The organism is Pseudomonas sp. B329 (genome assembly GCF_023127835.1).
Classification (GTDB): domain Bacteria; phylum Pseudomonadota; class Gammaproteobacteria; order Pseudomonadales; family Pseudomonadaceae; genus Aquipseudomonas; species Aquipseudomonas synxantha_A.
Map to the genome: position 1 here is coordinate 1 of NZ_SPKP01000001.1, position 15812 is coordinate 15812.

At 62.2% G+C, this 15812-nt stretch carries 12 protein-coding genes and 2 riboswitches; of the genes, 2 read left to right on the forward strand and 10 right to left on the reverse strand.

The window, feature by feature from the left end; translation table 11 throughout:
* Positions 1-162: 162 nt before the first annotated feature.
* The 6 genes from pepN to E4P00_RS00030 are packed head-to-tail and all read right to left on the reverse strand — an operon-like array spanning position 163 to position 6663.
* Positions 163-2820 carry an aminopeptidase N gene (pepN, locus tag E4P00_RS00005; RefSeq protein WP_078821504.1) on the reverse strand — a complete coding sequence of 886 codons (2658 nt, stop codon included), beginning with the start codon at positions 2818-2820 and terminating at the stop codon, positions 163-165.
* A gap of 13 nt (positions 2821-2833) precedes the next feature.
* Entirely contained in the window at positions 2834-3664 is an 831-nt protein-coding gene (locus tag E4P00_RS00010) for a DUF2797 domain-containing protein (protein WP_005788687.1), read from the reverse strand.
* The gene (locus E4P00_RS00015; protein WP_005788688.1) at positions 3661-3921 is read right to left on the reverse strand and encodes a DUF1315 family protein; all 261 of its coding nucleotides are present in this window, start codon (positions 3919-3921) and stop codon (positions 3661-3663) included. The genes E4P00_RS00010 and E4P00_RS00015 overlap by 4 nt, the downstream gene beginning before the upstream one ends.
* Before the next feature lie 14 nt (positions 3922-3935).
* Positions 3936-4805 carry a rhomboid family intramembrane serine protease gene (locus E4P00_RS00020; RefSeq protein WP_248130459.1) on the reverse strand — a complete coding sequence of 290 codons (870 nt, stop codon included), beginning with the start codon at positions 4803-4805 and terminating at the stop codon, positions 3936-3938.
* On the reverse strand, positions 4802-5776 hold the full coding sequence (locus tag E4P00_RS00025; protein WP_164699547.1) for a metallophosphoesterase: 975 nt from the start codon (positions 5774-5776) through the stop codon (positions 4802-4804). Before E4P00_RS00025 ends, E4P00_RS00020 begins: the two co-directional genes overlap by 4 nt.
* Entirely contained in the window at positions 5773-6663 is an 891-nt protein-coding gene (locus E4P00_RS00030) for an NAD(+) kinase (protein ID WP_003217892.1), read from the reverse strand. The genes E4P00_RS00025 and E4P00_RS00030 overlap by 4 nt, the downstream gene beginning before the upstream one ends.
* Before the next feature lie 145 nt (positions 6664-6808).
* On the opposite strand from E4P00_RS00030, the gene E4P00_RS00035 reads away from it, so the two are divergent.
* On the forward strand, positions 6809-7756 hold the full coding sequence (locus E4P00_RS00035) for a DUF1853 family protein (RefSeq protein ID WP_078821505.1): 948 nt from the start codon (positions 6809-6811) through the stop codon (positions 7754-7756).
* Positions 7757-7870: 114 nt separating this feature from the next.
* Here E4P00_RS00035 and E4P00_RS00040 read toward each other — a convergent pair whose 3' ends face one another.
* Genes E4P00_RS00040 through cobW form a run of 4 tightly spaced genes read right to left on the reverse strand, consistent with a single transcriptional unit; the run spans position 7871 to position 14350 of the window.
* Entirely contained in the window at positions 7871-8473 is a 603-nt protein-coding gene (locus E4P00_RS00040) for a VWA domain-containing protein (RefSeq protein ID WP_032880973.1), read from the reverse strand.
* 53 nt (positions 8474-8526) lie between these two features.
* Positions 8527-9525 (reverse strand): AAA family ATPase, encoded by a 999-nt coding sequence (locus E4P00_RS00045; RefSeq protein WP_078821506.1) that lies wholly within the window; start codon positions 9523-9525, stop codon positions 8527-8529.
* Positions 9525-13286 carry a cobaltochelatase subunit CobN gene (gene cobN, locus E4P00_RS00050; protein WP_248130460.1) on the reverse strand — a complete coding sequence of 1254 codons (3762 nt, stop codon included), beginning with the start codon at positions 13284-13286 and terminating at the stop codon, positions 9525-9527. Before cobN ends, E4P00_RS00045 begins: the two co-directional genes overlap by 1 nt.
* Positions 13287-13288: 2 nt before the next feature.
* Positions 13289-14350: a cobalamin biosynthesis protein CobW gene (gene cobW, locus E4P00_RS00055; protein ID WP_282443147.1), complete on the reverse strand. Its 1062-nt coding sequence runs from the start codon at positions 14348-14350 to the stop codon at positions 13289-13291.
* Between the two features lie 91 nt (positions 14351-14441).
* A riboswitch (cobalamin riboswitch) is annotated at positions 14442-14642 on the reverse strand.
* Positions 14643-14906: 264 nt separating this feature from the next.
* Here cobW and E4P00_RS00060 point away from each other — a divergent pair.
* Entirely contained in the window at positions 14907-15476 is a 570-nt protein-coding gene (locus tag E4P00_RS00060) for a hypothetical protein (protein WP_179119832.1), read from the forward strand.
* Between the two features lie 118 nt (positions 15477-15594).
* Positions 15595-15809, forward strand: a riboswitch (cobalamin riboswitch).
* Positions 15810-15812 lie beyond the last annotated feature (3 nt).

Below are 15812 nucleotides of genomic sequence, written 5' to 3' on the forward strand. Positions count from 1 at the left end.
GGCATTCCGGGCTCTTTTCCAAAAGTGACCCGCTGTAAAAGCGGAACCAATATCAGCCGTTACCGCAGCAATGGATATGTACTCGGTATAACTGTGTCGGCTGCCTGGCCGCCTTCGCGAGCAAGCCCCACATTTTGCCCCCGGAACATCAGGCAGAAAACGTTACGCCAGGCTCTTGCTGACCACCTCATACACATCGCTGGACAGCTCGCCACACGCAAGAATGCGCTCCAGCTGCGCCTTCATCAGCGCCTGGCGTGCGCTGTCATACTTGCGCCAGCGCGTCAGCGGCGCCAGTTGGCGCGAGGCGATCTGCGGGTTCAAGGTGTTGAGCTCGATCACCAGATCCGCCAGGAAGCGATAACCCGAGCCATCCGCCGCATGGAAGTTGACCAGATTCTGGCCGGCGAATGCGCCGATCAAGGCGCGCACCTTGTTCGGGTTCTTGATGGTGAACGCCGGGTGTCCCATCAACGCCTTGACCCGCGCCAGCCCGCCCGGCAACGTGCTGCCGGCCTGAACACTGAACCACTGGTCCATTACCAACGGGTTGTCCTTGAAGTTCTCGGCAAACACCGCCAGCGCCTGGGCCTTTTCCGCTTCGAACGGCGAGTTCACCAGCACCGCAAGGGCCGTCAGGCGTTCGGTCATGTTATCGCTGGTGTCGAACTGATCCAGGGTGGCCGCCAATACTTCTGGCTTGCCGCTGAGCATCAGGTACGACAACGCGATGTTCTGCAAGGCACGGCGGGCAAAGTGCTCGGCCTCTGCCACGTACGGCGTTTGCTTGGACAGCTCACGATTGGCCTGGTAGCGCAGCCACAAGCCTTCGAACAGGTTCTCGGCCAGTTGCTTGCGGGCATATTCACGGGCCGCGTGGATCGCATCCACATCCGCCACTTCGCTGATTTCCGTCAGGTAGGCTTCACTTGGCAGCGAGAGCATTTCCGCGACCATGGCCTGGTCGAGACTTTCGTCGCTCAATACCGTGCGCAGCGCATCGATCAGGCGCTGGTCCAGCTTCAGCGGCTGGCCTGCCTGATGCTGGGCGATCAGTTCCTGCAACACCTGCACCGACAGCTGCTGGCCGGCATCCCAGCGGTTGAAGCCGTCGCTGTCGTGCTGCATCAGGAACATCAACTGATCGCGGTTATACGGGAAGCTCAATTTCACCGGCGCCGAAAACCCACGCAACAGCGAAGGCAACGGCTTTTCAGCGACATCGACGAAGGTGAACGTCTGCTCGGCTTCAGTCACCGAGATCACTCGTGAGGTGCCTGCAGCTGTAGCCTCACCGGCCAGGCGCAAGTTGATTGCGGCGCCCTGCCCGTCCAGCAGGCCCAATTCCACCGGGATCACGAACGGCAGTTTTTCGACCTTGTCCGGCGTTGGCGGGCAGCTCTGGCGGAAGGTCAGGCTGTAGGTCCTGGCCGCCGCGTCGTAGGACTCGCTCACCGCCAAGCGTGGCGTACCCGCCTGGCTGTACCAGCGTTTGAACTGGCTGAGGTCGGCGCCATTGGCGTCTTCCATGGCCTTGATAAAGTCGTCGCAGGTCACGGCCTGACCGTCATGGCGTTCGAAGTACAGGTCACTGCCTTTGCGGAAGCCTTCGGCGCCGAGCAAGGTGTGGATCATGCCGACTACTTCCGAGCCCTTTTCGTAAACGGTCAGGGTGTAGAAGTTGGAGATCTCGATAAAGCTGTCCGGGCGCACCGCGTGGGCCATAGGGCCAGCGTCTTCGGCGAACTGGTGCGTACGCAGATAGGCCACATCCTGAATGCGCTTGACCGTGGCCGAGTTCATGTCGGCGGAGAAGCCCGAATCACGGAACACGGTGAAGCCTTCCTTGAGCGACAACTGGAACCAGTCGCGGCAGGTCACGCGGTTGCCCGACCAGTTGTGGAAGTATTCGTGGGCGACGATGGCTTCGACGCGCTGGTGGGCGGCGTCGGTAGCGGTTTCGGCGCGGGCCAGCACGGCGCTGGAGTTGAAGATATTGAGGCCCTTGTTCTCCATGGCGCCCATGTTGAAATCGTTGACCGCCACGATCATGAAGATATCCAGGTCGTACTCGCGGCCGTAGGTTTCTTCGTCCCAGCGCATGGATTTCTTCAGGCTGGTCATGGCGTGCTGGCACTTGTCGATGTTTTCCGGCTCGACGTAGATGCGCAACGCGACTTCGCGATGGGTCATGGTGGTGAAGCTGTCTTCGACGCACCACAGGTCACCGGCCACCAGCGCAAACAGGTACGCCGGCTTCTTGAACGGATCTTCCCAGGTCGCCCAGTGCCGGCCGTCTTCGCCAGGGCCACTGGCAATCGGATTGCCGTTGGACAACAGCACCGGGTAGCTGTGCTGCTCGGCGATCACCGTGGTGGTGAACACGCTCATTACGTCCGGGCGGTCGAGGTAGTAAGTGATCTTGCGAAAGCCCTCGGCCTCGCACTGGGTGCAGAACATACCGCTGGATTTGTACAAACCTTCCAGGGCAGTGTTGGTTTCCGGATGGATCTTGACCGTGGTGTCGAGGGTGAAGGTCTCACTCTTTGGCTGCACGGTCAGGTGGCTGTCGGTCAACTGGTAGTCAGCGTCCGTCAGCGGCTGGTCGGCCAGGTTGACGCTCAACAGTTCAAGTTGCTGGCCGTCGAGTACCAAGGGCGGCAAACCGGCGCCGCGCTCGGGGTTGCGGCGCATCACCAGCTGCGCGTGGACCAGGCTGTGGTCCTCGAACAACTCGAAGGTCAGGTGCGTCTCGTCGATCAGGTAGTCCGGCGCCTGATAGTCCTTAAGGTAAATCATCTTCGGTTGTTCGGTGCGCATGCTTGGGATCCTTCTACTGATGCACGGCGAGCTGGTAGGCCGTGTATTTACGAATATTGATGACGCCGGTATCGAAGATCAGGTATTGGCCCTTGATCCCCAGCAGCGTGCCTTCGGCAATCGGGTTCTTGTCCAGGTTGAAGCTGACGATCTTGGTCGGATACTGCTCGACCGGGTAGCGGATTTCAATCGGCTCGATGTCGGCAATGGTTTGGATGGCTTGCAGGCCAAAGCGTTCCTGCAAACCCAGCAAGCCTTCGGCGCAGGAGGCGAACAGCTCATCGCGCACCTGCTTGAGGTCCACCGATTGCGCGTCGCCCTTGAGCAAGGCGCGCCAGTTGGTCTTGTCGGCCACCTGGCTGCGGAACAGGTCTTCGACGAAGCCGGACTGCTGGCGAGTCGACACGCGCATGATCGGCAATGCCTGGCTGGCACCCTGGTCCAGCCAGCGGGTGGGCAGCTGGGTGGCACGCGTGATGCCGACCTTGACCCCCGACGAATTGGCCAGGTACACCACATGGTCGGTCATGCAGAATTTTTCGCCCCAGCCCGGATCACGGCAGGTGCCGGCGTCGTAATGGCAACGCTCGGGGCTCATGATGCACAGGTCACACTGGGCCAGCTTGGTCATGCACGGGTAGCAATACCCTTGACTGAAGCTGGTCTTGGTCTTGCGCCCGCAATGGCTGCAATGAATGGCACCCAGGTACTCCAGGCGCACATGGGTGCCGATCATCGGATTGACCGGCACCTCGACATCGCCCAGGCGAAACGCATATTGAACAGTCGGCTCACCAAGTTGCGCCGACATTTTGCTGACTGCACCGCGACCAATTTCAATCAATGGATCGCATCCGACTTGAACAGGATGTTCGCCACCGGCTCCGACTTGGACGCGCATTCCTGCGGGCCCATATAGCCGGTACGCTGCTCTTCGGGCAGGTTCTGGATCTCCCAGGCGATCATCGCTTGCAGGGACAATTCGCGCTGTTCGGCGGTGAGCTTGCGGCCATCGGACCATTTGCCGATTTCCACGGCGAGCTTGAGGCTTTCGTAGATATCGGGGGTGATGTTTTCGATCATTTCAGCAAAAGAGGACATTCGGCTCTTCCTTATCAAATAGACGATTTGCGACGGTTGTACAGCCCGCCGAGCAAACCGGTGAGGCAACCGATAACCAGGCCGCCGACATGGGCCGCGTTGGCGATTTGGCCGAAGCCGATCATCGAGACCAGCCCCGACAGGCAGAGCAGCAGCCACACCAGCATCATCACCAGCACCCCACGGGGCAGGCGATAGGCTGGGTTGGGTGACAATAGTTGAAAGATCCAGCAATGCCCGAGCAGGCCATACAACACACCGGACAAGCCACCGAACAGGCCAGGGCCGCCATAAGCGTATTGCGCGTAGTTGGAGACCAGGCTGAACAACAGGGTCAGCCCCAGCAAGTTGATACTGCCCTGGCGCGCTTCGATGCGCCGGCCCAACTCCCAGTACCACATGCCGTTCATGGCCAGGTGCAGGATGCCGAAGTGGATCAGCATCGGCGTGACCAATCGCCACCACTGCCCTGAAGCGAGCGTGTCGGCCAACGGCGTGAACTGGATGTACTCGCCCAGCACCCGGAACGGCAGGAACGTCAGCCAGGCCATGGCTTGCAGGTTTTCACCAAGCAGGGTCACGGCGCCGATAATCAGGCTGGCCAACAGCACCAGCGCCGTGACAGGGCTATGACGCAGCTGCTGGACGAAACCTGGCCGTGCAACTGGCGCCTGTTCAGGAATATCCAGCTGCTGGTCCGGGTCGCCGGCAGGAAAGCGTTGATACAACACGCGCACGTCATCGCTGATGGTTTCAGGCACCCACAACACTTGCTCACCCGCCTCTTCACTGACGCGATGGGGCACCTGCATGCGTTGCAGCAACTTGACGAAACCACCCAGGTCGACACTCAGGGGCAAGCGCAATACGGCTACGGTACTCATGGAATGGCCTCGGGTCGCTCAACGTCGACCCATACAAATTTACGCGGATCCAGTTGGGTTTCCTGGTCGAGTCGATACGCCACCAGCTTGCCGTACAGCACCGCGCTGTAGTCCAGGCAGGCCAGGTTCGGGCGGATCGGCGCCGGTTTGCCACTGCGCCAGTAATGGCCGACGAACAACAACGGCTCGTCGACGCCGTAGCGCAGCAGGGAATTCTTTTCGGTGGACGACAACGGCGTGCGCGCCACCGGCTCTGGCAAAGCGTCGGGCTGGAACACGATGTCACCGTAGGTCTTGGGGTCATCTTCCCAGAACTTGGTGCGGAAGAACGACCGCGTCAAGCCATCGCCGCCGGTCAGGGTCAGACCGTCGGGCAGGCGCATATCGGTGCCGCGCAACAGCCGATCGAAGGCGTTGCAGGCGAAGCTGCCCGGTACGGCGGCGGCTTGCAGGAAGTGCTGGTCGATGCAGCCATCCGGGAAGGTGGCGCGCAATGGCTGGATGAAGCCTTCATCCCAGCACGCGTGCACCACGCGAAAACGCCCGGCATCGACAAACAGCGGCATGTCGTAGAACCAGCCGAGGAAGTCGTGCCAGTCGGCCGGGTGGTGCTCGAACTGGGTCAGGGTCTCTTGGATCAACCGCGCATGACGTGGGTTGTGCTCGCGCACGAACTGCCTGCCGCTGCCGGGTGGTGCCGGGGTGGTCCAGCCCAGCGCATTGAACTCATGGTTGCCCATGATGCACAGCGCCTGGCCGGCCTCGGTCATATCATGGACGATATGCAGCGCCTCGCGGATGCGTGGGCCACGGTCGATGATATCGCCCAGGAACACCGCCATGCGCGACGGATGGCGCCAGGTGCCGCCCTGCTTGTGGTAACCCAATTGGTCGAGCAAGTGCTCAAGGGTATGAGCGCAACCGTGCACGTCACCAATCAGGTCGTAGCTACGCGCGGGATCGAGCATCAGTCGCCCCCACCCCCCAAGCGGCTGCCCCAGCCCAACTTGGTACGGCACACTTCGTAGTAGTTGTGATCCAGCGGGTGGATCAAGCGCAACTTCTGTGCCTTCTTGCTCACGGTGATGGTGTCACCGGGGGCGCAGGTGAAATGGTTCTGCCCGTCGCAGGAGACTTGCGGGTAGATCTGCATGTCTTTGGACACCACGATTTTCAGCTCGCTGTTGCCATCGACCACAATCGGTCTGCTGGACAACATATGGGGGTACATCGGCACGATCACAATGGCATCGAGCTTGGGATGCATGATCGGGCCACCGGCCGATAGCGCATACGCGGTGGAGCCGGTAGGCGTGGCGACAATCAGGCCGTCGGCCTTCTGGCTGCACACGAACTGGCCGTCGATATACAGCTCGAACTCGATCATCCGCGTGGATTTGCCCGGGTGCAGCACCACATCGTTGAGGGCATCGCCCTGGCCGATCGCCTCGCCATGGCGGCGCACTTCGGCTTGCAGCAGGAAGCGGTTTTCCACCAGGTAATGGCCGTCGAGCACCTTGGCCACTTCGACTTCCAGCTCATCGGGGCGGATGTCGGTCAGAAACCCCAGGCTGCCGCGGTTGATCCCCAGCACCGGCACGTTATGCCGCGCCAGCGCCCGGGCGGCGCCGAGCAGGCTGCCATCGCCGCCGACCACGATGACCATGTCGCAGACCTCGCCGAGCATCTTGCGCGACGAGGTCTGCAGGCCGTGGCCCGGGAGGATTTCGGCGATGGTGTCTTCGAGGATCACATGCAGGTGGCGCTCGAGCAGAAACTTCTTCAGCCGGCGGACGGTGTCCAACACCTGGGTACTGCCCAGGCGACCGATAATGCCGATATTGCGAAATTGCTCCATGGGGCTCCTGCGGGATTTGGGGTGCGGCAAAAAAGAACGATTATGGGCGAAAGGCCGCGTCAGGCAAAATCCTTTGTCGCCGCCGCGCCTTGATGACAATGGTTCTCAGGCACCTTCACCCGGCTGAAAAGGCTATGCTCGGACCATGACCGTGTTCCCTGACTTGCACAACTTGCCCCGCCAATTGCGCCACCCCGAGGTGCGCGACCTGGCGTGGGTGATCCTCGCCCCGCCCATGCTGGCGCAAACGCCGTGGCCGCAGCGCCACCCGCTGGCCGGCAGTGACTGGGCGCAGGCGCCACACCGGCTTGAGCATTGGCTGCGTGCGCTTGATCAGGACAGCAGCGCCCTGCAGCAGTGGCTCAGCCTGTCGCGCACACGGCGCCTGGGCCTCTATTACGAGCGCCTGTGGCAGTTTGCCGTGCAGCACGCGCCGGGTGTGGAATTGCTGGCCGCCAACCTGCCGATCCGCCGCGCCGGGCATACCCTGGGCGAACTGGACATGCTGTTGCGCGACCGCGATGGCGTGCACCATCTGGAACTGGCGATCAAACTCTATCTTGGCCCACAGGACGGCAATGGCCAGGACACCGCGCTATGGCTCGGGCCGGGCTGCCATGACCGGCTGGACCGCAAGCTGGCGCACCTGGCCGAACATCAACTGCCGATTTCTGCGCGGGCCGAGAGCCGCGACGCCTTGGCGGCGCTGGATATCCAGGTGTTCGATGCGCATTTGTGGCTGGGCGGTTATCTGCTCTATCCCTGGCCTGGCACGGCGCAACCCCCAATCGGCGCCCACCCGCAGCATCTGCGTGGTTGCTGGTTGCATCAGCGTGACTGGTCGGATTTTGTCAGCACCCGCCCACCCGGCCACTGGCAACCCCTGCCCCGCCACGCCTGGTTGGCACCTGCGCATTACACGGCGGATCAAGTGTGGAGTGAAGCGCAGATGCAAAGCTGGCTGAAGGACCTGGATCCGATGGCACCGGCGCAGTTACTGGTTCGGATGGTGCAGAACGGTGAGGACTGGGAGGAAGCGGAGCGGTTGTTTCTGGTGGCGGATCTTTGGCCGAATGTGCCGGGGGCAGGCTGATAAATCCTCGGTGTATTCAAGGCAGCCATCGGGGGCAAGCCCCCTTCCACAAGGTAGTGCGGCGCACTGAAAAATGTGGGAGGGGGCTTGCTCCCGATGTCGATTGCCCAGGCACTACACATCATCGATATGCTGATAATCCAACTGCAACCCCATCGCCAACTCCTGAGCCCGTCCCAACCTGATCGGCCCGCGCTCAATGTCTACCAGTAACCCCGGACACTCCAACGGCGGCAACCCATCAATGGCTTTGAGCCGACCATCAGTGATCACCAGCAATCGCTGTTGCTGCGCCGGGTAACGCTTGCGCCGCGCTTTGAGCCACTGCCCGGCCTCGCTCAAGGCGGCGAGCAATGGCGTACCGCCACCGGCGCCTAACTGCTCCAGCCAACCCGTCAATCCCTTTGCCGCCTTCAAGCCCTGCACCTGCCACTTCGGCGCTGATCCGCTGGCCGTCAACAGCGCCATGCGCGCCCGTTGCCGATAAGCGTCGTCGAACAGCTGAGCCAACAAACCCTTGGCATCGGTCAACGCCCGATGGCGCCGGGTGGACGCCGAGGCATCGACGATTACCAACCACAGTTCCGGCGCCGAACGGCTACGCAGGTGGAACAGCAGATCATCACGGCATTGCGGCCGTCCACCGAGCAACGTACCCGGCCAATTGATCCTGCCTTTCTGTGCGCTGCGCGCCTTGCCCTGCCTGCCGTTGTCCAGTCGCCCCGCCTGGGGCCGGGCATCCGCCCCCGCGTCAGGTCGGGGGCGAATGCCTAGGGCTTTTTTGGCCAGGCCGGCACATCGCGGCGGGCGCCCGTGGGCAAGGCCGGCGCAGGCATATCGCCCCATTGGCCTTGGCCGGGCGAGCTTTCAGACGGTTTCGACGACTGCCCTTGATTCGGCGGTGCGGCCGCGGGCGTTTGCTGCTGACGGCGATGGCGCAAGGCAAACTCGGCCACCGCTTCGATGTCTTGCTCGGCAATGGCTGACGCGCCTCGCCACGCCGCATGGGCCCGGGCACCACGCAGCCAGACCAGGTCGGCGCGCATACCGTCCACGCCTGCGGCAAAGCAGCGTTCGGTAATCTGCGCCAAGGCGTGATCGTCCAGGTCGATGCTGTCGAGTCGCGCCCGCGCCTGCGTGCAGCGTTCGCGCAACTCGGCTTGCGGCGCGGCCCACTGCGCGCAGAAGGCCGCCGGATCACTGTCGAAATCCAGACGACGACGAATGATCTGCCCACGTTCGGCGGGCAAGGTCTGCCCGCTCAGCGCCACATTGAAACCAAAGCGGTCGAGCAACTGCGGGCGCAACTCCCCCTCCTCCGGGTTCATGGTGCCGATCAGCACAAAGCGCGCCGAATGCCGATGGGAAATACCGTCGCGCTCGATCAGGTTGGTGCCGCTGGCGGCCACGTCCAACAGCAGGTCCACCAAATGGTCGGCCAGCAAGTTGACTTCATCCACATACAGCACGCCGCCGTCAGCCTTGGCCAACACGCCGGGGGAAAATTGTGCACGGCCTTCGCCCAGTGCGGCTTCCAGGTCCAACGTGCCGACCAGGCGTTCCTCGGTCGCGCCCAGGGGCAAAGTCACGAACTGGCCACTGGCGAGGAGGTCCGCCAGCCCACGGGCCAGGGTCGACTTGGCCATGCCTCGCGGGCCTTCGATCAGCACGCCGCCGATGCGGGGGTCGATGGCGGTCAGGCACAGCGCCAGTTTCAGGTCGTCAGCACCGACCACGGCGGACAGCGGAAAATGGGGAATCTCGGTCATCAGCTGTCTTCTTCTATATCCAGCAAGAGGTTTTCCAGTGCTTCGCGATAAGCCCCCGGCGCCTGCCACATGCCCCGCTGCTGGGCTTCGAGCATACGCTCGGTCATGTCGCGCAGGGCATCGGGGTTGTGCTGCTGCACAAACGCCCGGGTGTCAGGGTCCAGCAGGTAGGCATCGGCGAGCAGTGCATATTGATGGTCGTCGATCAACGCGGTGGTGGCGTCGAAAGCGAACAGGTTGTCCACGGTCGCGGCCATTTCAAACGCGCCTTTATAGCCATGGCGTTTCACGCCTTCGATCCACTTGGGGTTGGCGGCGCGGGCGCGGATCACCCGGTTCAGCTCTTCCTTCAAGGTGCGGATTCTGGGCAAGTCCGGCTGACTGTGGTCGCCATGATAACTGGCGGCCTTGTCACCGCTGAGGGTTTCCACGGCGGCGAGCATACCGCCCTGGAATTGGTAGTAATCATTGGAATCGAGCAAGTCGTGCTCGCGGTTGTCCTGGTTCTGCAACACCGCCTGCACTTGGCTCAGGCGCTGGGCAAACTGCTCGCGGGCGGCGGTGCCTTCATCGGAGCCCCCGTAGGCATAGCCACCCCAGTTGAGGTAGACCTCGGCCAAGTCCTCGCGGCTCTGCCACAGACGCCCGTCAACCGCGCCCTGCACGCCCGCGCCATAGGCGCCCGGTTTGGCACCGAAGATGCGCCAGCCGGCCTGCTTGGCCGCAGCCTCTGCATTCAGGCCCGACTCAACCAGCGCCTGGCGCTCGCTGCGCACCTTGGCGGCCAACGGGTTCATGTCGTCCGGTTCATCCAGGGCCGCCACCGCCTGCACCGCTGCGTCGAACAGGCGGATCAGGTTGGCGAAGGCATCGCGGAAGAAGCCGGATACGCGCAGGGTCACGTCGACACGCGGGCGATCCAGCAGGCTGATCGGCAGGATTTCAAAATCGTCGACCCGCTGGCTGCCGGTGGCCCATACCGGGCGCACGCCCATCAGCGCCATGGCCTGGGCGATATCATCACCGCCGGTGCGCATGGTGGCCGTGCCCCATACCGACAGGCCGAGTTGGCGCAAATGGTCGCCGTGATCCTGTAGATGGCGTTCCAGAATCAGGTTGGCCGATTGGAAACCGATGCGCCAGGCTGTGGTGGTTGGCAGGTTGCGTACGTCCACGGTAAAGAAGTTACGCCCGGTCGGCAGCACATCCAGGCGTCCGCGACTGGGCGCACCGCTGGGCCCTGCCGGGACGAAGCGCCCGCTCAAAGCATCGAGCAGGCCGCGCATTTCCGCCGGGCCGCAGGCGTCCAGGCGCGGTGCCACCACGATGCGCAGGCTTTCGACGACCGACTTGACATCCTCCCAGCCAGGCTCTTCCAACTGCTCGACAGGGCCTTCCAGCGCCTGCTCGATCAAGCGCGTTGCGTAAAGCTCCAGGCGTTCGCGGGTATCGCCGGCGGTGCGCCACAACTGCCCGTCGATCTTTTGCAGTACCTGGGGGCGCCGCCCCGTCCATGGTTCGGCCAAGGCGCAATCGAGCGGATCGAAGCCCAGTTCGAAGGCCTTGGCCAGCACCCGCAACAGGCTCGATTGTGGGCCACGGCCATCGCCACGCGGAATGCGCAGCAACGCCAGCAAGGTGTCGATGCGCAAGCGGCCCTCGGGCGACTCGCCAAAGACATGCAGGCCGTCGCGGATCTGCGACTCCTTCAAATCGCACAGGTAGGTGTCCAGGCGCGGCAACCAGATGTCGGCGTCAGTCTCGCTGTCCAGCTCCAGCTCCTGGTCGATGCGGGTTTCGCGCACCAGCTTGAGAATGTCTTTTTGCAACTCAAGGGCGCGGCGCGGGTCGAGCAATTGCGCCTCGTAATACTCGTCGGCCAACAACTCAAGGTTACGCAACGGGCCGTAGGTTTCGGCACGGGTCAACGGTGGCATCAGATGGTCGATGATCACGGCCTGGGTACGCCGCTTGGCCTGGGCACCCTCGCCCGGGTCGTTGACGATAAACGGGTAGATGTTCGGCAGCGGCCCCAGCAATGCATCCGGCCAGCAGTTTTCCGACAGGCCCACGCCCTTGCCCGGCAACCACTCCAGGTTGCCGTGCTTGCCCACATGAATCACGCCGTGTGCGCCGTAGGTGTGACGCAGCCAGAAATAGAACGCCAGGTACCCATGGGGCGGCACCAGGTCCGGGTCGTGGTACACGGCACTCGCGTCCACCTGGTAACCCCGGGCAGGCTGGATGCCGACGAAGGTCAGGCCCAGGCGCAGGCCGGCGATCATCATGCGGCCGTCGCGGAACATTGGATCGTTTTGTGGAGCACCCCAACGTTGCAGCACGGCCTGGCGATTGGACTCGGGCAGTCGATCGAACAACGCCTGGTACTCGGCCAGGCCCAGGCTTTGATGGCACGGGCGCTGGTCGAGGCTGTCGAGGTCGTTGGTGACACCGCCGAGCAGCTCGTGGATCAGTGCGGTGCCGCTGTCCGCAAGCGCCGGCGCCACCGGATAGCCTTCAACCTGCAAGGCCCGCAGGATATTCAGCGCCGCTGCTGGCGTGTCCAGGCCCACACCGTTACCGATGCGACCGTCACGGGTCGGGTAGTTGGCGAGGATCAGGGCGATGCGTTTGTCGGCATTCGGCACCCGGGCCAAGTCAACCCAACGCCGCGCCAGTTCAGCGACAAAATCCATGCGCTCGGGCGCTGCGCGGTAGCACACCACGTCAGACTGGCTGCGCTCGCTGCGCCAGGCCAGGTCCTTGAAGCTGATCGGCCGGCTGATGATGCGCCCATCCAGCTCGGGCAAGGCAATATGCATGGCCAGGTCGCGGGGGCCGAGCCCCTGTTCGTTGGCCTCCCAGCCGGGCTGGTTATCCTGGGCGCAGATCGCCTGGATCACCGGGACGTTGCGCCGAAACGGTCGCAGATGCGGCGCTTCGGGGCTGGATTGGGCAAAGCCTGTGGTGTTGAGGATCACCGCGACTTGCACGTCGTCCAACAGGTCCTCGACCACCGTGAGGCAACCGGGCTCTTTCAAACTGGCCACTGCGATGGGCAACGGGTTCAGGCCCGCTGCCTGCAAGCGCTGGCAGAACACATCGATAAACCCGGTATTGGCCGCCTGCAAGTGGGAGCGGTAGAACAGCACCGCGGCCACGGGGAAGTCGGCGCGCCAATCCGCCTGCCAGTCATTGAGGCGGGCATTGGCTTTGTGCGGGGGATAGATCGCCGTACGCGGCAAGGTTTGTGGCTCGGCCCAGGCATAGTCGCGGCCCAGATGGGCGCTGGCCAGGTAGTGATAAAAGTCCAATGCATTGCCCAGGCCACCCTGGCGCAAAAAGTGCCACAGACGCTCGCGCTGTTCAGCAGCGACGGTGCTCAGGCCGCTGAGTTCCGGATCTGGACGATCATCCCCCGGCACCAGGATCAACGTGGCGCCACGCTCGGCCAACTCCACCAGGCGCTCGATGCCGTAGCGCCAATAACCAATGCCGCCATGCAAGGAAATCAGGATGACCTTGGCGTGACGCAACACCTCATCGACGTACAGGTCGACCGAGGCGTGGTTCTGCACCTGCATCGGGTTGGCCAGCCGCAGGCTGGGGTAATCCTCGGGCAACTGCTGGGCGGCTTCGGCCAGCAGCGCCAGGCTGGAGTCACCGCTGCACAGGATCACCAGCTCGGCGGGGGTTTGGCCAAGGTCGGCAATATTGTCGTCCGCGACGAAACCACCGGGTTGGGTCCTGAGCAGGTGCATGGTTAAACGCTGAGGGCAGCGCGCAATTGCGCTTCAAGGCCAGCGGCGTCCAGCTCCTGACCGATCAGCACCAGGCGCGTGATACGCGCCTCATCGGCACCCCAGACACGGTCGAAGTGCTTGTCAAAGCGTGTGCCCACGCCCTGGATCAGCAGGCGCATCGGCTTGTTCGGGATAGCAGCAAAGCCTTTGACGCGCAAAATGCCGTGTTGCACCACCAATTGGGTCAGGGCGTCCAGCAACAGTGCTTCGTCGGCTTGAGGCAGGTCGATGGAGATGGAGTCGAAAGCATCGTGATCGTGGTCGTCTTCGCCTTCATGGTGATGATCGTGATGGCTGTGGCGAGCGTCGATATGCTCTTCGGAGCCGGCACCCAGGCCGATCAGCACGTCCAATGGCAGGCGACCGCTGCTGGCGTCGATGATCTTGACCGCCGGCGGCAGCTCCTCGGCCACTTCCAGGCGCACGCGGGCCAGGTCTTCGGTGCTGATCAGGTCGGCTTTGTTGAGGATCACCAGGTCGGCGCTGGCCAGTTGGTCGGCGAACAGCTCGTGCAAAGGCGACTCGTGGTCCAGGTTCGGGTCCAGTTTGCGCTGGGCGTCGACTTGATCCGGGAACGCAGCGAAAGTGCCGGCGGCCACGGCCGGGCTGTCGACCACGGTGATCACCGCGTCAACCGTGCAGGCGCTGCGGATTTCCGGCCACTGGAACGCTTGCACCAAGGGTTTTGGCAAGGCCAGCCCCGAGGTTTCGATCAGGATATGGTCAAGGTCACCACGACGGGCGACCAGTTCGCGCATCACCGGGAAGAACTCTTCCTGCACGGTGCAGCACAGGCAGCCGTTGGCCAGTTCGTACACGCGGCCGTTGGCTTCTTCTTCGGTACACCCGATGGAGCATTGCTTGAGGATTTCGCCGTCAATGCCCAGTTCGCCGAACTCGTTGACGATCACGGCTATGCGACGGCCCTGGGCGTTATCGAGCATGTGGCGCAGCAACGTGGTCTTGCCCGAGCCGAGGAAGCCGGTAACGATGGTGACGGGGAGTTTGGCCAGTGTTTTCATCGGATGCCCTTTGGGGCGGGCATACGGGACGACAGGCCCTGCGGCGCGCGCAGCAGCGGATTTCGTCACCGGATCACCCCGCCCGGTTGAATTGGAAAATCGGTGACGAGGCAGGTCTCCTGGCTTGGGGCGTGCAGGTCTTGTGACCAACGCTGACTGCGCCTTCCCGCCGTCTCGGCAGTGGCGTGGCAGTCAACTGAACCCTTCACAGTTGCGGGGGCAGCCGCGGCTTGAACCGCGTTCCCTTCTTAGCTTCGACCTGGGCCGAAGAACCTCGAGGGTGCAAGGCTACGCAGTGCAACGGAGCGGGTCAATGTCGCGCCGCCTAAAGCATAAACTTACCCAGCCTGTGCCTTGACCAACTCAGTCTTTGTAAGGCTTGCGCCGATCCCGCAAAAGCGCCCTGCAATATGATGTCATATTCAATACGGAACGGACGCGCAGAACGACACCACGCAGCAGTGCTCATTTCATACAGAGACTCCTGCCATTTCGCAATTAGCGGAGTGTTTTTGAAATGTGGCGAATTTTAATCCATTGGCTTCAGGAATGAATCATGCTGATATCGACTTCTAACGCGCCCACCCCCCTCGCTCTTTTTAACAATACGGGTGCAATCAATAACAAACAGCCCGTCAGTGCTGACGCTGTTGGGCGTGCGCCGCTGGATTCTCAGGACAACCCTCCCGCAGCCCTGAACGCTCGCGGCAACTTACCGCGATTCAAACGATCAGAGCCGCTTATGAGCAGCCTTGTGGAACAAGGGATCAGCAAACGTGGCCCCCTACTCCACTGCTTCCAAGACGATCTGATAAATGGGATAAAAAAGCACTTTCGTGAGTACGCCGCAGGCGAAAACGACCGATTTGTAAACTTTAACGAATTGAAAGAAGCGGCAGGTCAAATACCAACCACCAGAGCTTTTTCCGCCGAGGCAACCCTCTATGCCAAAATACTCCTGCAGAACCCTCGGGTACTTCGTGAGTTAGATATCGGAATTGGTGACCATGGCCGGCCCGGCGCGGAAGATGGGAGATTTGATATTGAAAACATCGAGCACATGTTAACAAAGCCAACTTATATGGGAGAGCACTTTGCGATTTTGCTGGATTACCGACTCACCTGATTAGTCCGGTCAGATACAACACAGTCGGCGGTGCTTGATACAAGATGGCAAGGTTTCGACAGGCAAGCTGCGTTCGTCACTACGTATCAGTTTGACGCACATCACTGCGTCATGCTCTCCTACACATCTTGTTTCGGGTGCCCCTCACAGGGTGAAACGGGAAACCGGTGCGTCATAGATTTATGGCCAGTCCGGTGCTGCCCCCGCAACGGTAAGCGAGCGAAGCGTCAAATCCACTGTGCTGTGCATGGGAAGGAGACGCTTGTCAGGATGGACTCTATCAAGAGCCGCCCCTCGCAAGCCCGGAGACCGGCCCGAAAATATCAGATAACAAAC

Excerpts from the sequence above, each read along its gene's own strand:
- pepN (WP_078821504.1), bottom strand. The coding sequence starts at position 2,820 with ATGCGCACCGAACAACCGAAGATGATTTACCTTAAGGACTATCAGGCG.
- E4P00_RS00015 (WP_005788688.1), bottom strand. The coding sequence starts at position 3,921 with ATGTCCTCTTTTGCTGAAATGATCGAAAACATCACCCCCGATATCTAC.
- E4P00_RS00020 (WP_248130459.1), bottom strand. The coding sequence starts at position 4,805 with ATGAGTACCGTAGCCGTATTGCGCTTGCCCCTGAGTGTCGACCTGGGT.
- E4P00_RS00030 (WP_003217892.1), bottom strand. The coding sequence starts at position 6,663 with ATGGAGCAATTTCGCAATATCGGCATTATCGGTCGCCTGGGCAGTACC.
- E4P00_RS00035 (WP_078821505.1), top strand. The coding sequence starts at position 6,809 with ATGACCGTGTTCCCTGACTTGCACAACTTGCCCCGCCAATTGCGCCAC.
- E4P00_RS00045 (WP_078821506.1), bottom strand. The coding sequence starts at position 9,525 with ATGACCGAGATTCCCCATTTTCCGCTGTCCGCCGTGGTCGGTGCTGAC.
- cobN (WP_248130460.1), bottom strand. The coding sequence starts at position 13,286 with ATGCACCTGCTCAGGACCCAACCCGGTGGTTTCGTCGCGGACGACAAT.
- cobW (WP_282443147.1), bottom strand. The coding sequence starts at position 14,350 with ATGAAAACACTGGCCAAACTCCCCGTCACCATCGTTACCGGCTTCCTC.
- E4P00_RS00060 (WP_179119832.1), top strand. The coding sequence starts at position 14,907 with ATGCTGATATCGACTTCTAACGCGCCCACCCCCCTCGCTCTTTTTAAC.